Origin of the sequence: Streptomyces sp. NPDC014864, from assembly GCF_043081525.1 — a bacterium.
Classification (GTDB): Bacteria; Actinomycetota; Actinomycetes; order Streptomycetales; family Streptomycetaceae; genus Streptomyces.
In genome coordinates this window covers 467,700-484,781 of record NZ_JBIBWT010000002.1, presented here as the reverse complement: position 1 = coordinate 484,781, position 17,082 = coordinate 467,700, and the positions used below count along the sequence as shown (strand labels likewise).

The following is a 17,082-nucleotide window of genomic DNA, read 5'->3' as shown; positions in this document are numbered from 1 at the left end:
CAGGAGGTGACGACCATGGCCACCACGACCGCCAAGGCTGTCCAGGACCCCACGACGGTGACGCACGCCGCCCGTATCGAGCACGTCTCGAAGTCCTTCCCCGCTCCGGGCACACCCGGCGGGCAGCAGCTCGTGCTGGACGACATCACGCTCGATGTCGCACCGGGCGAGTTCGTCACCCTCCTGGGTGCCTCCGGCTGCGGCAAGTCCACCCTGCTCAACCTGGTCGCGGGACTGGACCTGCCGTCCACCGGCTCCATCGGCACGGACGGCAGGCCCGCCCTGATGTTCCAGGAGCACGCCCTGTTCCCCTGGCTGACCGCGGGCAAGAACATCGAACTCGCGCTGAAGCTGCGCGGCGTCGCCAAACCGGAGCGCCGCGCCGAGGCGGAACGACTGCTGGAACTCGTACGGCTGCAGGGCGCGCACGGCAAGCGGGTGCACGAACTGTCCGGCGGCATGCGCCAGCGCGTCGCACTGGCCAGGGCGCTCGCCCAGGACAGCCGGCTGCTGCTCATGGACGAACCGTTCGCCGCGCTGGACGCCATCACCCGTGACGTGCTGCACGACGAGCTGACCCGCATCTGGCACCAGACGGGACTGTCGGTGCTGTTCGTCACGCACAACGTGCGCGAGGCGGTGAAGTTGGCCCAGCGGGTGGTGCTGCTGTCCTCCCGGCCGGGACGGATCGCCCGGGAATGGACCGTCGGCATCCCGCAGCCGCGCCGCATCGAGGACAGCACGGTCGCCGAGCTGTCCGTCGAAATCACCGAAGAACTGCGCAGGGAGATCCGCCGCCATGGCCAGCACTGACACCGGCACCGACGCCAAGAAGGACGGCTCATCGGCAGCCGGGGAGTCCCAGGACACGCAGGATCTGGCGGGGCTGGAGACCGGGCTCGACGCGCTGGACTCGGTACAGACCGACCGTACACCGCTGCGCGAGACGCTGATACGCAAAGCACTGCCGCCCATCACCGCCGTCGCACTGGTGCTGGCGGTCTGGCAGCTGCTGGTGTGGGCCGAGGTCGCCCCCGACTACAAGCTGCCGTCGCCATCCGCGGTGTGGGACGAGGTGACCGACGCCTGGCGGCAGGGCACGCTCCTCGACTACATCTGGACATCCGTCTCGCGCGGCCTGCTCGGCTTCCTGATGGCGCTCGTCATCGGTACGCCGCTTGGCCTGCTGGTCGCCCGGGTGAAATTCGTCAGGGCGGCCGTCGGCCCCATCCTGTCCGGTCTGCAGTCGCTGCCATCCGTGGCCTGGGTGCCGCCCGCCGTACTCTGGCTGGGCCTGAACAACTCGATGATGTACGCCGTGATCCTGCTCGGCGCGGTCCCCTCCATCGCCAACGGCCTCGTCGCGGGCATCGACCAGATCCCCCCGCTGTTCCTGCGCGCCGGACGCACCCTGGGCGCGACCGGCCTGCGCGGCGCCTGGCACATCGTGATGCCGGGCGCGCTCCCCGGCTACCTCGCCGGACTGAAGCAGGGATGGGCATTCTCCTGGCGATCGCTGATGGCCGCCGAGATCATCGCCTCCTCGCCCGATCTGGGCGTCGGCCTCGGCCAGTTGCTGGAGAACGGGCGCAACAACGCCAGCATCTCGCAGGTGTTCCTGGCCATCTTCCTGATCCTGTTCGTCGGCATCGCCATCGACCTGCTGATCTTCAGCCCGCTGGAGCGGCGGGTGCTGCGCGGCCGGGGCCTGCTGGTCACCCCCTGAACAAACGGATCGCCAGCACCACCGCTCCGCCGACATATAAGTCGTGGTCGCGTGCAAGTACTCAACTGGCAGCCCTGCCCAGGGCAGTGAACCGGCCGCCGGGTGATGGACGAGACCGGGTTGGTCCGCAGGCCCGACACTGAACCGCTCCGGAATCGAGCCTCCATCAGACCCGGAGCGGTTCAATTCGCTGGCGTCCCTCGAACATGCACCTGGTACCGGCCCTGCGTAACGACGCCGGCCCCGGTCAGTTGCCTTGGTTTCAACGGCTGACGTGGTGTGAGCGTTGGCCTGTGCGCCTCTGGCCGGATCGCTGCCCAGGGAACTGCCGGGGTCGTCACATCTGCGGGTCTGCACGGTCGGCCACCGCTCATCGACGGGTCAGTGGCCGTTGATGGTGAGTTCGTAGTCGCCGATCAGGTCGCCCAGCAGGGTGCCGGCGGTGAGGTCGCTGGGGACGTGGCCGGCCATGTAGAGGCGGGAGTAGAGGACTTCGGCCCGCATCCACTCGTAGTCCTCGGCGCGGTGCGGGGAGAGGGCGGAGAGGAAGGTGACGGCCGCGGCGGAGCGGGCCGCGTGCCGGGAGGGGTAGGAGTACGGGCCCTTGGCGCCGGGCTTGATGTGCTTGTCCGGGCGCAGCGTCGGGTCGAGGACGAAGGGGGCGGGCTGCTTGTCCTTGGCCGCCAGCTGGTCGCTGATCGTCTTGGCCAGCTTCAGGGCCGCCTTCAGCTCGGCCTTCTCTGCCGTGCCCTGCGCGGCGGGGATCAGTTCGCGCTGGTCGTGGAGGTAGAGCTTCCAGATGTCCTTCTTGCCGTACAGCTCCAGCCAGGTGGCGGCCTTCTGCCCGGCGGCGGTGCGGGTCTTGGCGAGCGTCTGGACCTGGTGGAGTTCGGCGGTGCGCTGCTTCGCCGTCGGCGGGGCCGGGACCTGCTGCGCGGCCCAGGCGGCGAACGCCTTGTCGTCGCGGGTGGAGCCGTGCGCGGCCTTCCAGTGGGCGAAGAGGGCGTCGGCCTTCGTGCGCTCGGCCGATGCCTGCTTGCCGATCGTGGCGATCTGGGCGTCGGTGAAGAGCGCGGGCGGCGGGTTCTGCTTGATCAGGGCCGTCGCTCCAGGCTTCTTCTTCGCGGAGGTGGAGGAGGCGGCCGGAATCAGCTGCGGTCGCAGAAGGCCGATGGCGGCAGCGGCGACGGCCACCAGCGCGATCACGGCGTACGGCCATTTGATGCCGCGCAGGGCGTTCATGCGGCGGGGGTCCTTTCGAGGAGCGGTACCGAGGTCGCCTCGGTGGTGAAGTGGGTGCGGGCGAGGCGGCGTACGTCGTTGTCGGGCAGGCCGGGGGTGAGAAGGGACTGGCCGATGACGTACTTGCTGAGGGAGACGGGCCTGCCGCCCAGGCGCAGCAGCAGCCGGTCGGCGGGGGCGGGCCGGGTGCTGCCCTTGGTCTCGACAAGCACATGGGCGGCGTCGAGGGCGGCGGTGCGTTCGCCGTGGTGGCAGGTGAGGTGGCTGTCGAGGGTGACGCGGGTGCCGTGGTCCAGGTCGGCCAGGGCGGCGCGGATGTAGCGGATCTCGGCGCCAGGGGTCAGCTCCCTGGCCGTGACGGGGATGCCCGATGCGTCCAGCACGTCGTCCACGAACTCGGCCGCCTGGGCGCCGAGTTCGCCGTAGGCGGTGGCCGGGACCTTGAGGGCATGCTTGACCGTGGCACCGCGGCCGTCCTTCGTCTTCACCTCCACCCGGCACAGTCCGTCCTCGGCATACAGACGGGTGCGGACCTTCCAGCGGCGGCGCCGGCCCTGCACGTGCGCACGCCACGCGGCCAGCTGCACGGTGTCGAAGTAGGTGCTGATGTAGCTCGTCGTACGGCGCCCGCCAAGGTCGAGGACGTGGTGGCGGTCCGCGAGCAGGCGGACGAAGGCGCGCGCCTGGTCGAGCGGGAGAAGGTACTTGCGGTCAGTGCGGTGCTGCAGGGCCGCGGCCGCGTCGACCTCGGCGAGCGTGGCGCCCCGCAGGGCGGACAGACCGAGCGCTGTCGTGAGCGAGGACGCCGGCGTCACGACGTCAGTACCTGCTCACGTGGCTCGGTCTCCGGGACGGCGGCGCGCTCGTCCGGTGCTGCCGGATAGCGTGCCGAGACCCGGGTGGTCTCGCGTACGTAGTCCACCTCGTCGACCACGACCGACAGCGGGACCTGGCCGAAGCGGAGCGCGACGTCCTGAGCGATCAGGGAGGGATCGTCGTAGATCCGGTCCAGCGTGAGCTTCACCGTACGGGTGGGCGGCTCGTACGACCGGGGGTCGTCGACGACCAGGACCGCGACCAGCACCACCGTGGCCAGGACGATGACCAGCCAGCTGTCGCGCTGCGGCAATCCGGTGCACAGGGCGATGACCAGCGCGACGAAGGTGTAGGCGACGTCGCGCAGGGTGAACGCCGCGCTGCGCAGCCGCACCAGGGAGAGGATGCCGAACAGCCCGAAGCCGACGCCGGCAGGGAACTTCCCGGCGCTGATCGTGCTCATCGCGGCGAACAGGCCGACGTTCAGCGCGACCAGGACCAGCGGCATCGCCGGTACGCTGGGGCGCCGGCGGTAGAGCCAGCCGACCAGGACGAGCAGGGCGACGACGTCGAGGGCGCCGCGGGTCATCAGGTCCATGGGGGCGATGTGGGCGGTGATGCCCTTGGCGGCGAGCACCGTGACCGCTGCGTGCATGGGTGTCCCTTCCGTCCCGGCACGTCGGACGGCGGACCGGTCGCGGTCCGCGGTGCACCGCGACGTGAACGACGGTAGGGAGTTCACATGAACAGACCATGAAGCCTTCCCGGCGGCAGGGGCGGGCCGCTCGGGCGGTTAGCCTGGCCGGCATGCACTACCTGGTGATCGACGACGAGACGCGCCTCACGGACCTGGTCGTCCGCTACCTCACCGAGTCCGGCCACACCGCGGAGGGCCGCTACGACGGCCCGAGCGGGCTGATCACCGCCCGCGATCCCCGCGTCGACGCGGTGGTCCTGGACGTCATGCTGCCCGGCACGGACGGCATTGAGGTGTGCCGCACGCTGCGCGCCGAGGGCAGCGACGTGCCGGTCATTCTGCTGACCGCGCGCGGCGCGATCGACGAGCGGGTGGCCGGGCTGGACGCCGGCGCCGACGACTACATGGTCAAGCCGTTCGCCATGGAGGAGCTGCTGGCCCGGCTGCGGGCCATCTCGCGGCGTCGCCCGGACGGCTCCGGGCGCCTGCAGGTCGGCGATCTTGTCCTCGACCCCGAACAGCAGCGGGCCTGGCGTGCGGATGCGGAACTCGACCTCGCCCGCCGCGAGTTCGACGTCCTGCGGGTGCTGATGGAGAACGCCGGCCGGGTTGTGACCCGCCTCCAGCTGCTGGATGAGGTCTGGGACGGCGAGACCGACCTGCGCAGCAACGCCATCGACGTGCACGTCTCCAAGGTCCGCGCCAAGGTCGACCGTGCCTTCGGCCGTACGACCATCACGACCCTGCGCGGACGCGGCTACCGCCTGGAGACCACCGCGTGAACCTGCGGGACTGGTTGCGGCGGCTGCCCGTCGTCACCCGCCTCGTGCTGTCCGTCGCCCTCACTATGTCCCTGGTCCTGACCGGGGCTGCCGGACTGGTCTACTCGCGGGTCAAGACAGCCCTGGACCAGCAGCTCAACGACGACCTCACCGCCTACCAACGCAGCCTCGACCAAGCGGTACGCGCCGAGACGCCGCTCCCACCGGGCCCCAGCGGAAGCCTCCAGCAGGTCCTCGACGCGCACGGCCGCGTCCTGCACTCCAGCGACGCCCTCCGCCACCAGCTGCTGCTCACGCCCGCCGAGCTGCACGCGGTCGCGCACGGTGCCACCGTCCGGCGGGACGTCGGTTCCCTGCTGCCCATCACCTCCGACACCTTGCGCCTGCAGGCCAGGCGAGTGACGGCCGGCGGAGAGCCCCGGATCGTGGTCGCCGCCGTCCGGCGCGGTCACCGCGACGAGGCATTGCGCGAACTCCTCGCTCAGCTCGCCTTCGCCTCCGCCCTGACCTTGGTCGCGGCCTCGTACGTCGGCTACCGCACGGCCCGCGCCGCCCTGCGCCCCGTCGAGCGCTACCGCAGCGGCGCGGCCACCCTCGCCGACGGAGCCCAGAACACGCGACTCGACGTGCCCGCCGACCGCCATGACGAGATCACCCGTCTCGGGCACACCCTCAATCACATGCTCGACCGCCTGGAGGCGTCCGCGGAACGCGAGCGCCGGTTCGTCGCGGACGCCAGTCACGAGCTGCGGACCCCGCTGACTTTGATGCGTGCTGAGCTCGACGTCGCCCTGCATCGCCCGCGCTCCGCCGGGGAACTCACGGACACCCTGCGCTCGGTGGACACCGAGGTCCAGCGACTGATCGACCTCGCCAACGCGCTCCTCGACCTGGAGGAGCTCGGCAGCAGCCATCACCTCACCCGGGCCCGGGTACGCCTGGCCGAGCTCGTCGAGGCCGCCGTCGCGCCGCATCTGCGCACCGCCCAACGAGCGGGGCGGGTCGTGAGCGTCGACGTGCCCGACACGGTCATCGAGAGCGACGCCCGCTGGCTGCAGCCCGCGATCGGCAACCTGCTCGACAACGCCCTGCGTCACGGCCACGGAACCGTCCGCCTCACGGCCACCGTCCACGAGGGCAGGCTGCGGCTGTCGGTCACGGACGAGGGGCCCGGCTTCCCGGCCAAGTTCCTGCCCCGGGCGTTCGACCGGTTCGCCCGTGCCGAGGCCAGCCGCACGAGCGAGGGCTCCGGACTGGGACTCGCCTTCGTCCAGGCGGTCGCCATCGCCCACGGTGGTACCGCGCACGTCGAGAACACCGAACACGGGAGCGCGGTCATCCTCGACCTGCCGTGCTGAGCGACGCGCCGGCTCGGGGGCGCGGCGTACGGTGCAGGTACGGCGCCGCCCCTGCCGGGTCTGCTGGCCACCTCGCCCCGCTGCTCGGACACTACGGCTACTGGGCCGTCGGCGCCGTGGTCTTCGTCGAGGATTTCGGCGTCCCCGCCCCGGGCGAGACCATCCTGATCGCCGGGGGGATCTATGCCGGGGCCGGCCGGCTGAACATCGTGACGGTCGCGGTGATCGCCTTCGCCGCAGCCGTCGCGGGCGACAACGTCGGCTATCTGATCGGCCGCTGCGGCGGACGGGCCGTCGTGCACCGCTGGGGCCGCTATGTCCTCCTCTCCCCCGAGCGCTTCCATAAAGCGGAGGAGTTCTTCACCCGCCACGGCGGCCAGATCGTCACCGTGGCCCGCTTCATCGAGGGGCTGCGCCAGGCCAACGGCATCATCGCCGGGACCAGCGGCATGCCCCTGGCGCCGCTTCCTCGCCTACAACGCGCTCGGTGCCGCACTCTGGGTCGGCCTGTGGGCGACGCTGGCCTTCGTGGCCGGCACCCGCATCACCGCTCTCTACGACGAGATCACCCGCTACCAGCTCTACGCACTGATCGCTCCCGCGGTTGTGGCCGCCGCGCTTATCGGCTGGCGTGTGCTGCGGCGCAGACACCAGAGCTGAGGTGACAACTGAGGCCATTCACCCTTCGGCGCTCGGATGGGGTACGGACTCCGGCGAGCGGCGGTGAATGAACGCCGCCACCGCAAGGGCACCGGTCAGCGCGGCGAGCGCCCCGAAACCGTAGGTGAGGGCAGCAATCGAGGCGACGGCTGCGACGAGCAGCGGGCCGCCCGCGTCGCCCAGTTCGCGGCCCAGTTCGGCGGCACCCATGGTCTGTCCGAGCCGCTCCGCGGGCGTGCTCGCGGCGAGTGCGGCGAAGCCGAGTGGGGTGATCAGCCCCGTACCGGCACCGATCAGGGCCGCGCCGAGGAGGATGCCGGTCAGCGCCGGCAACGTCGCGCAGGCCAGCCCCGCGGCGGTCACCGACAACCCCGCGGCCAGGCCGGTGCGGGTGGTGAGGCGGCCGTCGTCCAGGGCGCGTCCGGCGCGTGGCTGGACAAGGGCCGCGCAGCCGGCGAGCACCGACACCGCTGCCCCGGTCGCGACCGTGCCCAGCCCGACGGCACGGCCGGAGACAGGCAGGAAACCGACGCCGACCGACAGGGCGGCGGTGGCCGCCGCGAGCGCGGCCGTCGGGGCGAGAAAGACCGGGTCGGCCAGCCGTCGGGCCAGGTCGAGGACCGTCTGCCGGGCCTTGGGCAACGGCGGCACGACGGGTACAGCGAGCAGGGCCCAGACGGCGACCGCCGCGCCGAGCACCACGAGGACCGCGAACAGCAGGCGCAGACCTCCGGCCCACACCAGGACGCCGCCGAGCAGCGGGCCGAGGGTGTAGCCGACCGACTTGTAGAAGCCGTAGCTGCCGAAGGCCCGCCCGTGCTTGGCCGCCGGGTTGAGGCGGGCCACCAGCGCGGAGGCGGACGGCGAGAAGGCGGAGGCCGCGGCCCCCTGCCCAAGACGTGCGGCCCACAGCCACCCGGGGCTGTCGACGACGGCGTACAGCGCGGAAGCGGCGGCGAAGGCGACGAGCCCGCCGAGCAGCACCGGGCGGGCGCCGATCCGGTCGGCGAGGGTGCCGAAGAGCGGCTTGAGGAGGACCTCGGCGCCGTCGTAGAGGGCGAGCAGCCCGCCAAGTACGAGCAGGGAGGTGACCGCGTCGTCGGTGTGGCCGCCGAGGTTGGCGGCGATGCCGTGGGCGCCGAAGGCGGTGGTGAACCCGGCCGCGTACAGCGGCCACATCTGCCGGGCCGAGGCGGAGGGCGCGGTCACAGGTCCGCCCCCGGCGTCTGGTGGAGGGCGGCGAAGACCCGCTCGGCGTAGTCCTCGCAGGCGGCGGCGCACTCCTTGAGCCGCCGACCGGCCTCGGCCGCCTCCGGGGCGCCGAAGACGTCCCGCGCGGTCAGGTCACGGTGCCAGCGCCGCAGCCGTTCCAGCGACTGCTCCTCTTCCTCCAACTCGGCCAGGGTGAACTTGGCGATCCGGATCTCCTTGCCCAGCTCCGCTTCGAACTTGCCGCAGTCGGCCAGGAATTCCGTCCAGTCCGCCGAGCGGGCGGCGGTGAACATGGCCTGGAAGCGGGCGGCGTCGTCGGTGCTGCGTCCCGAGGCGTTCAGGGACACGGCCTGTCCGCCGGCCTGCTCGGCGAGCGTCACTGCCCGGCCGACCCCTGCGGCGAAGACCGGCACGTCCGGAACGGCCCAGACCCCCTGCCCGAGCGAGAGGGCACCGGCCTTGCGCAGCTCCCGCCAGACCGCGACCCGGTGCCGGGAGGGCTCGGCGGGCAATTTGATCACGAGGACGAGCCAGCGGCTCCCCGGTTCCGGATTTGACACAACGGCGAATGTAGCACTTGTTACATCCCTTGATGTATCAGGTGAATGGTCAGGCGTCGAGCACACCGGTGGTCAGCAGCCCCAGGAGCGCCCGCAGCTCTCAAATAACACCGCTTCACCAGTGTTCCCACACCACCGCCGAGGGGCTGATCGCAGGAGTCACCGGGGCACTGGCCTCGCCGACCACGTTGCTACTGGCCCGGTACGACGCGGTTGGGCTCCTGCGGCTGACCGCCCGGAGCACAGCACACCGCTTGCCACCGCCGTACGGCGCGAGCTCGCCGAGCGGCTGCATCAGGCCGATCCGGATCACCCCTGGCACGCGCCGCTTCTCCGCCGAGTGGGGCACACGCGGTGACCTGGACTACCACCCCGTACGGCCCGACCTGGTGCCGGAGTTCCTCGCCGACACCGCCGTCACGAAGGTCTCTCCGTCACCCGGTGCGCCTCCTGCGGGCTACGCGACGACCTCACCGCGCAGCAGGCCCCGCCCTTCGGGACCTGACCACGCTCTGCGTGATCCTCATCCGCGGCCGACTGCCTGCGTTCGACGGCCGCGGGTTCGGCGCGTACCGAAGTCCTCTCCCCGCGGCGGCACTTCGCTTGGGCGGGCAGGGACGGGGCGCAGCCGGATGCGGGCGTCGAGGCCGGTCCCGGGGGCGGGGTGGAGGGTGATGGTGCCACCGGAGACGTCGACGAGGTGGCGGACGATGGGCAGGCCCAGGCCGGTGCCATCGTGGTGGGAGTCGGAGGAGCGCCAGAACCGGTCGAAGGCGCGCTCCCGGTCGGCGTCGCTCATGCCCGGGCCCTGGTCGACGACATGGAGTTCGCCACCCGGAGCGCGCTGCAGGGTGATGGTGGTGCTGGGTGGGGAGACGCGCAGGGCGTTGGCGAGGAGGTTGTCGATGATCTGCTCCAGGGCGCCGGGGATCGCCCACACATGACCGACAGGCGGTCCGGCGATGTCGAGGGCGACGTACTGCTCGGCCGCCAGTGACTCCCACATCGCCACCCGCTCCGCGACGACCGCGTCCAGGTCGACGGGTTCGGGGGTGGTCGCGGCGTTCTCCAGGCGGCCCAGCGCGAGCAACCCCTGCACCATGCGGCCGAGGCGTTCGACCTCACCGACGGCCTCCTCCAGGCTGCCGTGCGCCCGCGGATCCAGGTAGGGCTCGAAGTTCTCCAGCCGCAGCCGCAACGCCGTCAGCGGGGTTTTCAGCTGGTGGGAGGCTTCCGAGGCGAACGCCTGCTGGGCTTCCAGCAGGTGCTGCAGCCGGGTCGCGGTGTGCGTGAACGACGCCGCCAGACGCCGCAGTTCGGGCGGTCCGGTGGTGGCGTCGGGCGGATGGGCCAGGTGCCCGTCGGCGAGCTGGGTGGTCGCCGCCTCCAGGGTGCGCAAGGGGCGGGTGATCCAGCGGGCCAGGCTGAAGGCAACCAGGGCAACCGCGGCGAGGATGCAGGCCCCGGCCAGGGCAAGCGCGGCCCAGATGCGGTGCACCCGGGTGCTGACCTGGTCCAGGGGATAGGTCAGGCGCAGGGCGCCGCGGATCGTGGTCCCGGAGGAGCCGGGCATGGTCGCGGACAGCACATCCCGGCCGACGCCGTCGGTCGTGGTGGCGACGGTGGGCTGGTTGTGCAGAGCGCGGGCGATGTCCGGCTGGGCAGCGAGGCTGACGCCGGTCCGGCCGGCCGGATCGGAGTCGGCCAGGACGATGCCCTGTTTGTCGGTGACGACGACGTGGCCGCCGGTGCGGGTGGCGTAGTCGCCGACCACGTCCGGCAGTGCATCGAGCTGGCCCTTTTCAATGTTCTCCTCGGTGACCTCGGCGAGCATGGACGCGTCGCGTTCCACGCTCTGGGAGGCGCGGGAGGTCTCGCCGCGGGCGTAGATGTAGCCGAGCGGGATCTCCAGCCCGGCCAACACGAACACGGCCAGGGCGAGGTAGCTGAGCAGCAGACGCCTGGTCATCCGGCCGCCTCGGAGACGCCCGGGACACCGGGGACGGTGAGGCGGAAACCGACGCCGCGGGCGGTGGTGACCCAGCCCGGATCGCCCAGTTTACGGCGCAGGGCAGCCACGTGCGCGTCGAGCGTCTTGGTGGGGCCGAAGAAGTGCGGGTCCCAGACCGTGTCCATGATCTGCTGCCGGGAGTACACCGTGCCGGGATCGTCGGCAAGGAAGGCGAGCAGGTCGAACTCCTTGGGCGTCAGGGCGACGTGGCGACCGTTCAGGTGGACTTCGCGGGTGCGGCGGTTGAGGGCCAGCGGCCCCAACAACTGGGCGCCGGAGGCAGGCTGGTGCGGTTCGGGCGTTTCCGCGGGTCCAGTCGGTGCGTAGGCGGGGGCGCCGGCGCGCCGGGTGACGGCGCGGATACGGGCGATCAGTTCCCGCACGCCGAAGGGCTTGGCGAGGTAGTCGTCGGCGCCGAGCTCCAGGCCGACGATGCGGTCGGCTTCCTCACCCCGGGCGGTGATCATGATGATGGGGACGGCGGAGCGGGCGCGCAGGCTGCGGCAGACGTCCAGGCCATCCATGTCGGGCAGGCCGAGATCCAGCAGGACCAGGTCCGGTGCGGCCGTGCTGTCGGCAAGGCCGGCGGCGCCGGTGCGGACGTGGTCCACGGTAAAGCCGTAGCGCCCGAGTCCTTCGGAGAGGGGGCCGGCGATTCGGTCGTCGTCTTCGATGAGCAGCAGCCGCATGGCGCCAGGCTCGCACAGCTGTGCCAGGGGAGTTGGAGGGTTCACGGGAAGCCGCCAGGGATCAGAGAAGAGGTTCGGGACGATGCCGGACAGGGATGTGCCGTCCGGGCGACGTGAGCGGGAGGACGGCGTCGGCCGGACGGCAGTGGCGGGACGTCGGGCAACGCCGACCGGGGAGTCAGCCGTCGGCGTTGTCGCCGTCCTCGCGTCCCTGGTCCTCCCGCCGATGGTCCTCCTCTCGGTCCCGGTCCTCGCCGGTGCCCGGCGGCAGGCTGGCCGACGTGGATGTAGCGGCCGGGCTCGCGGTGTCGCCAGGAGGCTCGACGGTGGCCGGTGCTGCCGACGACGGTTGCGTGGTCGGCGACTTCGGAACGGAGACCTGAGCGGTGCCGGCCGGGGCGGCTGGGGAGGTGACTGTGTCGCTGACTGTGGACAGAGCGAGTCCGAAACCGCCGAGGACCACGAGCGCGGCGGCGCCCGTGAGGATCGACCGGGGCCGGACAGCCGCGTTTCGCCAGCCGTTCGCGCTTCGCACGGCCCTTCCCTTGGGGCTGCGTTGGCCGACGGGCACTGGCGGCTCGGCGCCCGGTTCACCGGCGCCCGTCGGGGCTGGGTCGGCAGAGCAGGAGTGCGCGATTGATGAAGGGTAGTCGAAGGCGTCCTCCGCGAAGCGGTCGCCGTAGCCGCCCGTTGCCAGGGCGCCGCGCACCGGATCCAGGATAGTCGTCTCCTCGGCGTCCGTGGGCGCGCAGGAGGGCTGCTCGGGCTCGGGCGGCATCGGGTTTCTCCCTTCCTCGGGTCAGGCCCCGGCCGTCAGCTGGCGTCCTCGGTCTCCTCGGTGCCTTCCTTCTTGGTGTCGGTCACCTTGTAGGACTTGTCGAGGTAGACCTCGATCGAGGTGCCGTCGGCCTGCTTGACCTCCACCGCGTACATGCCGGGCTTCTCCGCGTCCTCCTCAGACTTGACCACCGTGCCCGGGTACGCGGCGAGCGCGGCGGCCTCGGCCTTCTGCTTGATGTCACCGGTCAGCGGCGGCTCCGTCTTGTCGTCGGTGTCACCGCCAGCTGCCTCGGCGCCGCCCGCGCTCTGGGCCTGCTGCTGGGTGTCCGCAGCCTTCGAGTCGGAGCCGGAGTCAGATCCGCCACAGGCGACCAGCGCGAACATCAGCACAGCAGCCGGAGCAACAAGCACGGCACGACGGGGCAGAGCACGCATCAGGGCATCTCCAAACACTGGGGAATCTTGCGGGTGCGAAGGCGGTGGAGCCGGCCTTCGGGGGATGACAACGACCCTAGGAACCCGCTGTTGAGAGACAGCCCAGCAAACGGAGAGAGGCAGACCAGCAGACCGCCAATCTTTCGCGACGCCTCGCGCTGTACACGATGGGCAACACGTGATCAGCACTTGGGAGGCGAGAGCGGACAACGGACAGCACCAAGACCGTGTCCTAAATGGGCAGCTTGAGGAGCCGTTTGTAGCAGCAGAGGGCAGCTGCCAGTCCGAGAAACACCGAAGCTCGGGGCCTGGATTGGCGGCAGTCAGCGCGACGGTTCCATGACCGGTGGGCGTGGTTCGGCGTCAGAGGGTTCGGGCCGCTGCGGCGTCGCGGAGGAGTCCGGCGAAGGTCAGGGCGCCGGGGGTGAGCGAGTGGTCGGCCATGCGAACCAGGAGGATGCGGCGGATGGGGGCCGGCGGCTGGAGGGGCAAGACGTTGACGCCGGGTCGGATGCCCTCAAGAGCCAGGGTCGGGGCGAGGGCGACGCCGATGCCGGCAGCGACCATGGCCTGGGCTTCCTGGTAGTCGTGGGCCTCATAGGCGATGTGGGGCTCGAAGCCGACGGCGCGACAGCCACGGACGAGGGCTTCGGCCACCGGGTGATGGTCGGCGCGGGTGATCCAGGGGTCGTGTGCGAAGTCGGCGAGTGAGGCGGCGTTACGGCCGGCGAGTGGATGGTGGTCGCTGACGAGAAGGGCCGGCGGGTCATCGAGGAGTGGGGTGACGACGATGTCCTCCCGGTCGATTCGGCTCCAGTTGTAGTCCCACATCAGCGACATTTCGATCTCCCGGTTCTCCAGCATCGTCCAGAGTCCGGCGATGCGGGCGCTGCGGACGGTCAGCCGTACGTCGGGGTGGGCGTCCCGGAAGGCAATCACGGCCTGCGGGAGGAGCGAGGCGCCGACAGTGGGGAAGGTGCCGATGCGCAGGGTGCCCGCGCGCAGGCCGGCGTAGTCGGCGAGTTCGTTTTCCGCGGCCTGCAGTTCGCGTTCGATCCGGCGCCCTCGTTCGGCCAGCACCCGTCCGGCATCGGTGAGGGTGACGCCCCGGGCGTGGCGTTCCAGCAGGGGCTGCCCTGCCTCCGTTTCCAAGCGGCTGATCTGCTGCGATACCGCTGACGGGGTGTAGTTGAGGGCGCGGGCTGTCGCGGTCACCGAGCCGCGCCGGGCGACCTCCGTGAACAGCAGGATGCGCCGGACGTCGAGCATGCCGCCACCTCCAGTGTTCACTTGAGCTTAATAGCCATGCAGATTTCCGAGATTGTACTTCACGCTGGTGTAACCCACTGTGGGGGACACCACGCACGGCGAGACCGTCGGTGGGCTTCCCCTTCCACGGCTGTGAGGAGTCAGTTGTGCTGCGTCTGCAGGGCGAGATGATCCGCGGAGGAACCAGCAAATGCTGGATCTTCGACCATCGCGACGTGGCCGCCACGGGCGTGGACGTCGATGCCCTCCTGCTCGCCGCCTTCAACGCCGCCGACCCCCGCCAGATCGACGGCGTGGGCGGTGCTTCCTCCACCACCTCCAAGGCCGCCGTCGTACAGGCGTCCGCCCAGGCCGGCGCGGATGTCGAGTACGCCTTCGCACAGGTCGGAATCGGCGACGAGCGCGTGGAGTGGGCCAGCAACTGCGGCAACTGCGCCACCGCCGTGGCCCTGTACGCCGTCCACCACAAGCTCGTGCCGATCGCCTCGGACACCACCACCGTCCGCATGCTCAACGTCAACACCGGCGCACGTCTCACCGGCACGATCCCCACCCCCACGGGCGTGGCCCCTGAGGAGGGCACGGCCGTGGTGCCGGGAACCTCGGCGCCGGGCGTGCCGGTCCTGCTCGGGTTCCAGGACCCGGCGGGAGCGACGACCGGCCGCGCTCTGCCGACCGGCCGGGCACTGGACGAGCTGACCGGCCCGGACGGTCCCGTCGAGGCATCCCTGGTGGACGCCGGCGCGCCGGCCGCGCTGTTCGAGGCCAAGGCGTTCGGCCTCGATGGCACGGAATCCCTCAGCGCGTTCGCCACCGCAGTGCCCGCGCTGACACTGCTGCGCCGCCATGCAGCGCTGGCCATGGGCCTGGCCCGCGAGGACGGTCCGGTCAGCCACGCGTTGCCGAAGGTGGGCATCGTCGCCCGGCCTGCCCCCTACCGCACCACACAGGGCACACTCGTCAACCAGGACGAGTACGACTTGGCCGTGCGCATGGTCTCCATGCACGCCCCGCACCCGGCGATCGGCCTGACCTCCGCCGTGGCCCTGGCCACGGCCGCCGCCACCCCTGGCACCCTCGCCCACCGCGTCGCCCGGCAGACCGCCGACGGCACGCTGCGCCTGGGCACCCCCGCCGGCGTGGTCACCACCCAAGCCGTTCCCGCACCGGACGGCGCGTCCCCCACGGTGCTGCTGCACCGCGCCGCCCGGCGTATCGCCCGAGCCGAACTCCTCGTTCCCGTCCTGGAAGGACGCCCCGCATGAGCCGCAACGACGCCGCCCCGGGTACCGTCACCGCACCACCGGGCCGTATCCGCCGGATGCTGTCCCACCTCTACATCCAGTGCCTGATCGCCGTTCTCCTCGGCGCCGCCGTGGGCGGGCTATGGCCGTCCGTCGGCGCTGACCTCAAGCCGCTCGGCGACGGCTTCATCGCACTGGTGAAGATGTTCATCGCGCCGATCATCTTCTGTACGGTCGTCCACGGCATCGCCTCCATGGGCAACGCCCGCGCGGTCGGCCGCGTGAGCCTGAGGGCTCTGGTCTACTTCGAGGTGCTGACCACGGTGGCCATGGTGATCGGCCTGGTCGTCGTCAACGTCGTCAAGCCGGGCAGCGGTCTGCACGTCGACCTCTCGACCCTGTCCCCCAAGGGCCTGCCGCCGGAGGCGACCGCGGCCCATGAGGGCTTCGCCGAGTTCGTCCTCGCCATCATCCCGGCCACCCTGGTCAGCGCTCTGACCGGCAACGAGATCCTGCCGGTGCTGCTGGTGTCGGTGCTGTTCGGCTTCGGCCTGCACGCCAGCGGGGAGGCCGGTCTGGGCATCGCCCGGGGCGTCGAGAAGTTCTCCACGGTCCTGTTCACGCTCATCCGCTGGATCATGCGGCTGGCCCCCATCGGCGCGTTCGGCTCGATGGCCTTCACCATCGGCAACTACGGCCTGGGCACCCTGCGCCACCTGGCGCTGCTGGTCGGCTCGTTCTGGCTGACCGCCCTCTTCTTCGTCCTGGTCGTCCTCGGTACCGTGATGCGCCTGAACGGACTGCGGCTGCTGCCCTTCCTGCGCTACATCAAGGAAGAACTGCTGATCGTCCTGGGCACCTCTTCCACCGAGCCCGTCCTGCCGCGCATGATGGCCAAGCTCCAGCACGCAGGCGCCTCGAAACCGGTCGTCGGCATCACGCTGCCCGCCGGGTACTCCTTCAACCTCGACGGCACCGCCATCTACCTGACCATGGGCTCGGTCTTCCTCGCCCAGGCCCTCGGCATCGACCTCAGCCTCACTCAGCAGCTGGCCATGCTCGCCGTCATGCTGCTCACCTCCAAGGGCGCCGCAGGCGTCACCGGCTCCGGCTTCATCGCCCTGGCCGCCACCCTCAGCGCCGTCCCGCACGTCCCGGTCGCCGCCCTCGCGCTGATCTTCGGTGTCGACCGGTTCATGTCCGAAGCCCGCGCCCTGACCAGCCTGGTCGGCAACGGCGTCGCCACTTTGGCTGTCGCCCGGTGGGAGGGCGAACTGGACGAGGACCGTGCCAGGGCCGTCCTGCGCGGCGAGATTCCCTACGCCCCTGTCCCCGCTCCTTCTGCGGTGACAACCAAGCCCGGTCCGCAGCAGATGCCCGCACCCGAGGCGATGCCCGAACCGACTCGCGACCCGGTCTCCGCCACAAGCTGATATCGCGTGGGTGGGCCGGCCCGGAGCAGACGCTCCTGGCCGGCCCACCCACGTCTCAACAGGACGTCGTACTCGCCGTCCGGGCTGATCAGGAGCTCGACGGGCGCGATGAAGTCCACCACATACACCTTCGGCCCACTGGACCGCACCGCGTCGAAGCCGGCAGGG

At 71.1% G+C, this 17,082-nt stretch carries 18 protein-coding genes; 7 read left to right on the top strand and 11 right to left on the bottom strand.

The window, feature by feature from the left end:
- Positions 1-15: 15 nt before the first annotated feature.
- Both ACF1A5_RS06200 and ACF1A5_RS06195 read left to right on the top strand, forming a co-directional pair.
- Positions 16-813 carry an ABC transporter ATP-binding protein gene (locus tag ACF1A5_RS06200; RefSeq protein ID WP_392191694.1) on the top strand — a complete coding sequence of 266 codons (798 nt, stop codon included), beginning with the start codon at positions 16-18 and terminating at the stop codon, positions 811-813.
- Entirely contained in the window at positions 800-1,726 is a 927-nt protein-coding gene (locus tag ACF1A5_RS06195; protein WP_392191631.1) for an ABC transporter permease, read from the top strand. Before ACF1A5_RS06200 ends, ACF1A5_RS06195 begins: the two co-directional genes overlap by 14 nt.
- 381 nt (positions 1,727-2,107) lie before the next feature.
- Here the strand turns inward: ACF1A5_RS06195 and ACF1A5_RS06190 are convergent, their stop codons facing one another.
- The 3 genes from ACF1A5_RS06190 to ACF1A5_RS06180 are packed head-to-tail and all read right to left on the bottom strand — an operon-like array spanning position 2,108 to position 4,439.
- Positions 2,108-2,968 (bottom strand): phosphatase PAP2 family protein, encoded by an 861-nt coding sequence (locus ACF1A5_RS06190; protein ID WP_392191630.1) that lies wholly within the window; start codon positions 2,966-2,968, stop codon positions 2,108-2,110.
- Positions 2,965-3,783 carry a polyphosphate polymerase domain-containing protein gene (locus ACF1A5_RS06185; protein ID WP_392191629.1) on the bottom strand — a complete coding sequence of 273 codons (819 nt, stop codon included), beginning with the start codon at positions 3,781-3,783 and terminating at the stop codon, positions 2,965-2,967. Before ACF1A5_RS06185 ends, ACF1A5_RS06190 begins: the two co-directional genes overlap by 4 nt.
- Positions 3,780-4,439 (bottom strand): DUF4956 domain-containing protein, encoded by a 660-nt coding sequence (locus tag ACF1A5_RS06180; RefSeq protein WP_392191628.1) that lies wholly within the window; start codon positions 4,437-4,439, stop codon positions 3,780-3,782. The genes ACF1A5_RS06185 and ACF1A5_RS06180 overlap by 4 nt, the downstream gene beginning before the upstream one ends.
- Positions 4,440-4,591: 152 nt before the next feature.
- On the opposite strand from ACF1A5_RS06180, the gene ACF1A5_RS06175 reads away from it, so the two are divergent.
- The 3 genes from ACF1A5_RS06175 to ACF1A5_RS06165 all read left to right on the top strand — a co-directional run bounded on the left by ACF1A5_RS06175 (position 4,592) and on the right by ACF1A5_RS06165 (position 7,286).
- Complete coding sequence (locus tag ACF1A5_RS06175) at positions 4,592-5,263, top strand: response regulator transcription factor (protein WP_392191627.1); 672 nt, start codon at positions 4,592-4,594, stop codon at positions 5,261-5,263.
- A complete protein-coding gene (locus ACF1A5_RS06170; protein WP_392191626.1) occupies positions 5,260-6,621 on the top strand; it encodes an ATP-binding protein in 1,362 nt (453 codons plus the stop codon). The genes ACF1A5_RS06175 and ACF1A5_RS06170 overlap by 4 nt, the downstream gene beginning before the upstream one ends.
- Positions 6,622-6,737: 116 nt before the next feature.
- Positions 6,738-7,286 (top strand): DedA family protein, encoded by a 549-nt coding sequence (locus tag ACF1A5_RS06165; protein WP_392191625.1) that lies wholly within the window; start codon positions 6,738-6,740, stop codon positions 7,284-7,286.
- Positions 7,287-7,299: 13 nt separating this feature from the next.
- On the opposite strand, the gene ACF1A5_RS06160 is transcribed toward ACF1A5_RS06165, so the two are convergent.
- From ACF1A5_RS06160 to ACF1A5_RS06125, 8 genes are all read right to left on the bottom strand, one after another.
- Entirely contained in the window at positions 7,300-8,460 is a 1,161-nt protein-coding gene (locus tag ACF1A5_RS06160; RefSeq protein ID WP_392191693.1) for an MFS transporter, read from the bottom strand.
- A gap of 26 nt (positions 8,461-8,486) precedes the next feature.
- On the bottom strand, positions 8,487-9,053 hold the full coding sequence (locus ACF1A5_RS06155; RefSeq protein WP_392191624.1) for a Chromate resistance protein ChrB: 567 nt from the start codon (positions 9,051-9,053) through the stop codon (positions 8,487-8,489).
- A 115-nt stretch (positions 9,054-9,168) separates the two neighbouring features.
- Positions 9,169-9,375 carry a hypothetical protein gene (locus ACF1A5_RS06150; protein ID WP_392191623.1) on the bottom strand — a complete coding sequence of 69 codons (207 nt, stop codon included), beginning with the start codon at positions 9,373-9,375 and terminating at the stop codon, positions 9,169-9,171.
- Between the two features lie 201 nt (positions 9,376-9,576).
- Positions 9,577-11,022, bottom strand: coding sequence for a sensor histidine kinase (locus ACF1A5_RS06145; protein WP_392191622.1), 1,446 nt, complete (start codon positions 11,020-11,022; stop codon positions 9,577-9,579).
- The gene (locus ACF1A5_RS06140) at positions 11,019-11,753 is read right to left on the bottom strand and encodes a response regulator transcription factor (protein WP_392191621.1); all 735 of its coding nucleotides are present in this window, start codon (positions 11,751-11,753) and stop codon (positions 11,019-11,021) included. The genes ACF1A5_RS06145 and ACF1A5_RS06140 overlap by 4 nt, the downstream gene beginning before the upstream one ends.
- 178 nt (positions 11,754-11,931) lie before the next feature.
- Positions 11,932-12,531, bottom strand: a complete 600-nt coding sequence (locus tag ACF1A5_RS06135; protein WP_392191620.1) for a hypothetical protein — start codon at positions 12,529-12,531, stop codon at positions 11,932-11,934.
- Between the two features lie 35 nt (positions 12,532-12,566).
- Positions 12,567-12,968 (bottom strand): peptidase, encoded by a 402-nt coding sequence (locus tag ACF1A5_RS06130; RefSeq protein WP_392191619.1) that lies wholly within the window; start codon positions 12,966-12,968, stop codon positions 12,567-12,569.
- A gap of 363 nt (positions 12,969-13,331) precedes the next feature.
- On the bottom strand, positions 13,332-14,237 hold the full coding sequence (locus tag ACF1A5_RS06125) for a LysR family transcriptional regulator (RefSeq protein WP_392191692.1): 906 nt from the start codon (positions 14,235-14,237) through the stop codon (positions 13,332-13,334).
- Between the two features lie 146 nt (positions 14,238-14,383).
- Between ACF1A5_RS06125 and ACF1A5_RS06120 the strand changes: the two genes are divergently transcribed.
- Positions 14,384-15,502, top strand: a complete 1,119-nt coding sequence (locus ACF1A5_RS06120; RefSeq protein ID WP_392191618.1) for a PrpF domain-containing protein — start codon at positions 14,384-14,386, stop codon at positions 15,500-15,502.
- Complete coding sequence (gene dctA / locus ACF1A5_RS06115; RefSeq protein ID WP_392191617.1) at positions 15,499-16,914, top strand: C4-dicarboxylate transporter DctA; 1,416 nt, start codon at positions 15,499-15,501, stop codon at positions 16,912-16,914. Before ACF1A5_RS06120 ends, dctA begins: the two co-directional genes overlap by 4 nt.
- Positions 16,915-17,082: the final 168 nt, after the last annotated feature.

Excerpts from the sequence above, each read along its gene's own strand:
- ACF1A5_RS06190 (WP_392191630.1), bottom strand. The coding sequence starts at position 2,968 with ATGAACGCCCTGCGCGGCATCAAATGGCCGTACGCCGTGATCGCGCTG.
- ACF1A5_RS06130 (WP_392191619.1), bottom strand. The coding sequence starts at position 12,968 with ATGCGTGCTCTGCCCCGTCGTGCCGTGCTTGTTGCTCCGGCTGCTGTG.
- ACF1A5_RS06140 (WP_392191621.1), bottom strand. The coding sequence starts at position 11,753 with ATGCGGCTGCTGCTCATCGAAGACGACGACCGAATCGCCGGCCCCCTC.
- dctA (WP_392191617.1), top strand. The coding sequence starts at position 15,499 with ATGAGCCGCAACGACGCCGCCCCGGGTACCGTCACCGCACCACCGGGC.
- ACF1A5_RS06175 (WP_392191627.1), top strand. The coding sequence starts at position 4,592 with ATGCACTACCTGGTGATCGACGACGAGACGCGCCTCACGGACCTGGTC.
- ACF1A5_RS06195 (WP_392191631.1), top strand. The coding sequence starts at position 800 with ATGGCCAGCACTGACACCGGCACCGACGCCAAGAAGGACGGCTCATCG.
- ACF1A5_RS06135 (WP_392191620.1), bottom strand. The coding sequence starts at position 12,531 with ATGCCGCCCGAGCCCGAGCAGCCCTCCTGCGCGCCCACGGACGCCGAG.
- ACF1A5_RS06125 (WP_392191692.1), bottom strand. The coding sequence starts at position 14,237 with ATGCTCGACGTCCGGCGCATCCTGCTGTTCACGGAGGTCGCCCGGCGC.
- ACF1A5_RS06180 (WP_392191628.1), bottom strand. The coding sequence starts at position 4,439 with ATGCACGCAGCGGTCACGGTGCTCGCCGCCAAGGGCATCACCGCCCAC.
- ACF1A5_RS06160 (WP_392191693.1), bottom strand. The coding sequence starts at position 8,460 with ATGTGGCCGCTGTACGCGGCCGGGTTCACCACCGCCTTCGGCGCCCAC.
- ACF1A5_RS06145 (WP_392191622.1), bottom strand. The coding sequence starts at position 11,022 with ATGACCAGGCGTCTGCTGCTCAGCTACCTCGCCCTGGCCGTGTTCGTG.
- ACF1A5_RS06200 (WP_392191694.1), top strand. The coding sequence starts at position 16 with ATGGCCACCACGACCGCCAAGGCTGTCCAGGACCCCACGACGGTGACG.